Here is a 4817-nt window from a genome sequence, read left to right on the forward strand (position 1 = left end):
CGAGCTGGCCGCCACCCTGGCCGAGACGGTGCCACTGCGCCCCTCGGACACCAGCAAGGCGGCTCGCGGCGGCGCCCTGTTGAGCGGTGTCTGGCAACTGCCGGAAGGCGGACGCCCTTCCGCCTGGATGCACCGTGCCACTGTCGCCCTGGATGCCCTGGCCGATACCGGCAAGGATGACTGGCGCCAGGCGGCGAGAAACGCCTTTGAACACCTGATTGCTCCGGGTGATGATGACAATGCCCGCTGGCTGGTTGATGCCCTGAATCATGATGCCTGGCTGACCGCGGAGTTCGGACGCCACGCACTGCGATTGGCGGGCCATCTGCCCGGCGCTGTCGCCCTGGCCTGAAAAGGCCCTGCCACCACAAGGACGACGCCCGTGAACCATCACCTGAAACCCGCCGGAAACGGCCTTCGCACGCGACTCTTTCATGTCATCTTCGAATCCGACACACCACTCGCCAAGGGCTTCGATATCGCCCTTATCGTGGCGATTCTCGCCAGCGTGCTGGTGGTGATACTGGAGAGCGTGCCGGCCTACCGCCAGGCCTACGGCCCGCTCTTCCGCTCGGTGGAATGGGGATTCACGATCGTCTTCACCATCGAGTTGATGATTCGGCTCTACTGTCTGGACCGCCCGCTGCAATACCTCAAGAGCTTCTATGGCATGGTCGACCTGATTGCCATCCTGCCGACCTGGCTGGCGCTGGTGATCCCGGGTGCCCAGTCGCTGGTGGTGGTGCGTGTGTTGCGCACACTGCGGATCTTCCGCGTGCTGCGCCTGATGGAATTCGTCGGCGAGGGACGCCTGCTGGTGGATGCGCTCAAGCGCAGTAGCCACCAGATCTTACTCTTCCTGTTCACCGTCTTCATGCTGGTGACCATCTTCGCCTCGATCGTCTACCTGGTAGAACCCCCGGAGGCCGGCTTTACCAGCATCCCCACGGCTATCTACTGGGCCATCGTCACCCTGACCACCGTGGGCTACGGCGATATCGTACCGGTGACCCCCCTGGGCCAGGCACTGGCGGTCTTGGTGATGCTGATAGGCTATTCGATCATCGCCGTGCCCACCGGGGTCTTCACGGCGGAGGTAATTCGCTCGATTCGCGCCGACCGCTACTCGGACGAGGCCTGCCCGGGCTGCGGCCATGACCGCCACGAACAGCGCGCCAAGTATTGCCTGCTCTGCGGCACCTGGCTGGACGAGTACACGCCGGATCCCCGGCTGGAGGAGGTCGAGGAGCAGGAAGCACGACAGGAAGAGAAGGCAGAGACAGAAGAGAAGAAAGGGGACGACGAGCCGCCGCACTCCTGATGCGGCAGCGCGTGCGGATCACATCCGGAAGGAGTCGAGGTTGCCACGCCCCTCGCGCAGGATCTTCGGCGGCAGGTCGCGCAGATCGATGACGCTGGTGGGCTCAAGGTGGCAGGCACCACCGTCGATGATCAGATCCAGGTGGGCTCCGAAGCGGTCACGAATGGCTTCCGGGTCAGTCATCGGCAACGTCTCGCCCACCGGGATCAGAGTCACACTCATCAGGGGCTCCCCCAGGGCCTCGAGCAGCGCATGGGTGATGCGATGGTCGGGCACCCGCACACCAATGGAACGCCGCTTGGGATGCAGCAGCAGGCGCGGCACCTCGTTGGTGGCATTGAGGATGAAGGTATAGGCCCCCGGCGTATGAGCCTTGAGCAGCCGGAAGACATCGTTATCAACCTTGGCATAGGTGCCGATCTCGGAGAGGTCCGAACAGACCAGGGTGAAGTTGTGCTTGTCATCCAGCGAGCGCACCCACTTGATCCTTTCGATGGCCTTCTTGTCGCCCAGGTGACAACCCAGGGCATAGCCGGAATCGGTGGGATAGGCCACCACACCGCCTTTGCGGATGATCTCGATGGACTGGTCGATCAGGCGCTTGTGAGGATTTTCGGGGTGGATCTCGAAATACTGGCTCATGGAAACTCCCTTGGCAGCGACTGGAATGGATACCCGGACTATAGCGCGTACTGGCGTCGATGATCAGGCGGCCGAGTCGACCAGGCCCGCCAGCAGGGGATGGCGCCAGACCGGCAGGGTGGCCGTTCGCGGCACCGGGCTCATGCTGCCCGGTGCCAGGTGGCCGCCGGGAAAATGGAAATCGCTGCCCACCGAGGCCAGCAGTTGGCGCTCCTGACACTGGCGGGACAGATCACGGGTCTCATCGGGATTCTGGAAGCCGTTGACCAGCTCGGTGGCCTGCCCTCCCGCGGCCACGAAGGCATCCAGCAGCTGGCCGCGTTTGCGTCGCGTCAGACGATAGCGCAGCGGATGTGCCATCACGGCGACCCCCCCGGAATCGAGGATCCAGCCCACCACCTCGGACAATTCAGGCCACAGCGACTTGATATCGCCGGCCTTGCCACTGCCCAGGTGCTTGTTAAAGGCCGTGGCCATATCAGGCACCAGTTCGGCCGCCACCAGAGCCCGCGCAAAGTCTGGCCGGCCCAGGGGCCGGTCGCCGCCTGCCTGCTCGCGGGCCCGTGCCAGCGCATCGACGAGGCCCACCTTCTCCATGCGCTCGGCGATGCGCTCGGCTCGCGCCTCCCTGGCGATGGCCTGGCTCGCCAGCCCCTCCCGCAAGCTGCCCCGGACGCCCTCGGGCAAGAGCCCCACGACATGGATATTGACGCCCTGCCAGCGGGTCGAGAGTTCGGTACCCGCGAGCAGGCAGATGCCCGCACGCTCGGCGGCGGCACTGGCCTCGGCGATGCCGGCCACGGTGTCGTGGTCGGTCAGTGCCATATGGGTCAGCCCCCGCTGGCGGCACAGTAACACTAGGGCCTCCGGGGACAGGGCACCGTCGGAAGCGGTGGAGTGCATGTGCAGGTCGATGTTGAGTGGTAAACTCTCGCCCTCGAAACGGGCAGGGAGTACATTCATTGGCATGACGCCGGTGGATGACTTTGTCAGACTATCCGGCCATGGTGCTTGCTCGGCCATCCCTGGTCAATGCCGGGCCCTGCCGGACTCTTGCGGCATGAGCCGCCCCAGCCGAGGAAGTGAAGACTATGCTCTACGCGATCATCAGCGAAGACGTGAACAACAGCCTGGAACGGCGCCTGGCCGCCCGCCCGGATCACCTGGCCCGACTCGAGGCCCTGCGCGACGAGGGCCGCCTGGTGATGGCCGGGCCCCATCCGGCCATCGACAGCGAGGATCCGGGAGAAGCCGGCTTCTCCGGCAGCCTGGTCGTGGCAGAATTCGACAGCCTCAAGGACGCCCAGGCCTGGGCCGATGCCGATCCCTACATGATCGCCGGGGTCTATGCCGAGGTGGTCGTGAAGCCGTTCAAGAAGGTCCTTCCCTGAGGCCTGGCGTGACCGCCGCCGCCGATCTCCTGCCACCGCTCAGTGCGCTGGAACCGGCTCGGCTCGACTGGCGCAGAGAGGATGACGGCGGGGAGGCCCCTCACTCCGCCGTCTTCGACGATGTCTATTTTTCCCGGCACGATGGGCGCGCAGAGACCGAGCATGTGTTCATTGCCGCCAACCGCCTGCCCGAGCGATTCGCCGCGTGGCGGGAGACGCGTCCCTTCGTCATCGGCGAAACCGGTACCGGCACCGGCCTCAACCTGCTTTGCGCCTGGGCCTGCTTCGATGCCCATGCACCCGAGGCGGCACGGCTGCACCTGGTATCCACCGAGAAATATCCCCTCTCCAGAGCGGATCTGACGCGGTCGCTCTCCGCCTGGCCGGACCTGGGCGAGAGGACGCGACGCCTGGTAGCGCAGTGGCCGGAGCCCGTCACCGGCATCCATCGTTTATGGCTCGACCAGCGCGTGACTCTGGACCTGCATCTCGGCGATACCACCGACTGCCTGAGGCTGCTCGACGGGCGGGTCGACGCCTGGTTCCTCGACGGTTTCGCGCCCTCGAAGAACCCCGAGATGTGGCGACCCGAGCTGTTCGAGGCGATGGCCGCCCGTTCGCGTCCCGGGGCGACCCTGTCCACCTTCACCTGTGCCGGAGTGGTCAAGCGCGGCCTGGCGGCCGCCGGCTTCAACTGGCGCAAGGTGCCGGGCATCGGCCGCAAGCGGGAGATACTCGCCGGAGAGATTGCCGAGCCACTCGGAGATCCTCGACGCGAGGGCACACCCTGGTTTTCGCCACCGCCCCTCCGCCCGGCTCGAAAGGTGGCGGTGATCGGCGCCGGCCTCGCCGGTGCCAGCGTCGCCGCGGCCCTGGCCCGCCGCGGCCTGGGAGTGACCCTGCTCGACAGGCAGGCTACTGGTGCGGGTGGCTCGGGCAACGCCCAGGGCGGGCTCTACGTGAAGCTCGCCGCCGACACCAACTTGCAGAGCCGATTCTATCTGGCGGGCCTGCTGCATAGCCGGCGCTGGCTGGAGACCCTCGACCCCGGGCAGACACTGTGGGGAGCCAGCGGTGTGCTGCAACTCGCCCTGGGCGACCGCGAGCAGGCCCGCCAGGCACGCTTCCTGGAAAACCACCGCTTGCCGGCAAGCGTGGTGCGCGGCGTATCGGCAACTGAAGCTACCGGGCTCGCGGGAATCCCGGTCGCCCAGAGTGGCCTGGACTATCCCCTGGCGGGCTGGGTACGCCCTGCCCTGCTCTGCGAGCGACTCGCTGGCACGTCGGGGGTGAGCTTCCTGCAGGGAGAGGCCGTGGAGCTGGACGCTTCGGAGAATGGCTGGCGAGTGACGCTCGCCGATGGGGATCAACTGCTGGCCGACCAGGTGGTGATCGCCACCGCCGCCCTGGCCAACCGCTTCGCCCAGACGGCGTCTCTGCCACTCCAGCCTGTGCGCGGCCAG

Annotated in this window: 5 protein-coding genes and 1 pseudogene; 4 read left to right on the forward strand and 2 right to left on the reverse strand. The window is 66.3% G+C overall.

The features are described 5' to 3' along the window. Together ACESMD_RS05340 and ACESMD_RS05345 are read left to right on the forward strand one after the other, a co-directional pair. Positions 1–352: pseudogene (locus ACESMD_RS05340) on the forward strand (CYTH domain-containing protein); the annotation flags it as partial. Between the two features lie 30 nt (positions 353–382). Then, positions 383–1321, forward strand: coding sequence for an ion transporter (locus ACESMD_RS05345; protein WP_372611040.1), 939 nt, complete (start codon positions 383–385; stop codon positions 1319–1321). An 18-nt stretch (positions 1322–1339) separates the two neighbouring features. On the opposite strand, the gene ACESMD_RS05350 is transcribed toward ACESMD_RS05345, so the two are convergent. Next, entirely contained in the window at positions 1340–1963 is a 624-nt protein-coding gene (locus ACESMD_RS05350; protein ID WP_372611042.1) for an L-threonylcarbamoyladenylate synthase, read from the reverse strand. A gap of 63 nt (positions 1964–2026) precedes the next feature. Then, the gene (locus ACESMD_RS05355) at positions 2027–2932 is read right to left on the reverse strand and encodes a PHP domain-containing protein (RefSeq protein ID WP_372611044.1); all 906 of its coding nucleotides are present in this window, start codon (positions 2930–2932) and stop codon (positions 2027–2029) included. 122 nt (positions 2933–3054) lie between these two features. On the opposite strand from ACESMD_RS05355, the gene ACESMD_RS05360 reads away from it, so the two are divergent. Continuing rightward, on the forward strand, positions 3055–3354 hold the full coding sequence (locus ACESMD_RS05360; RefSeq protein ID WP_372611046.1) for a YciI family protein: 300 nt from the start codon (positions 3055–3057) through the stop codon (positions 3352–3354). A gap of 8 nt (positions 3355–3362) precedes the next feature. Next, on the forward strand, positions 3363–4817 hold a 1455-nt coding region (mnmD, locus tag ACESMD_RS05365; RefSeq protein ID WP_372611048.1), incomplete at its 3' end, for a tRNA (5-methylaminomethyl-2-thiouridine)(34)-methyltransferase MnmD.

The organism is Halomonas sp. (assembly GCF_041689495.1).
Lineage (GTDB): Bacteria > Pseudomonadota > Gammaproteobacteria > Pseudomonadales > Halomonadaceae > Halomonas.

Excerpts from the sequence above, each read along its gene's own strand:
- ACESMD_RS05350 (WP_372611042.1), bottom strand. The coding sequence starts at position 1,963 with ATGAGCCAGTATTTCGAGATCCACCCCGAAAATCCTCACAAGCGCCTG.
- ACESMD_RS05355 (WP_372611044.1), bottom strand. The coding sequence starts at position 2,932 with ATGCCAATGAATGTACTCCCTGCCCGTTTCGAGGGCGAGAGTTTACCA.
- ACESMD_RS05360 (WP_372611046.1), top strand. The coding sequence starts at position 3,055 with ATGCTCTACGCGATCATCAGCGAAGACGTGAACAACAGCCTGGAACGG.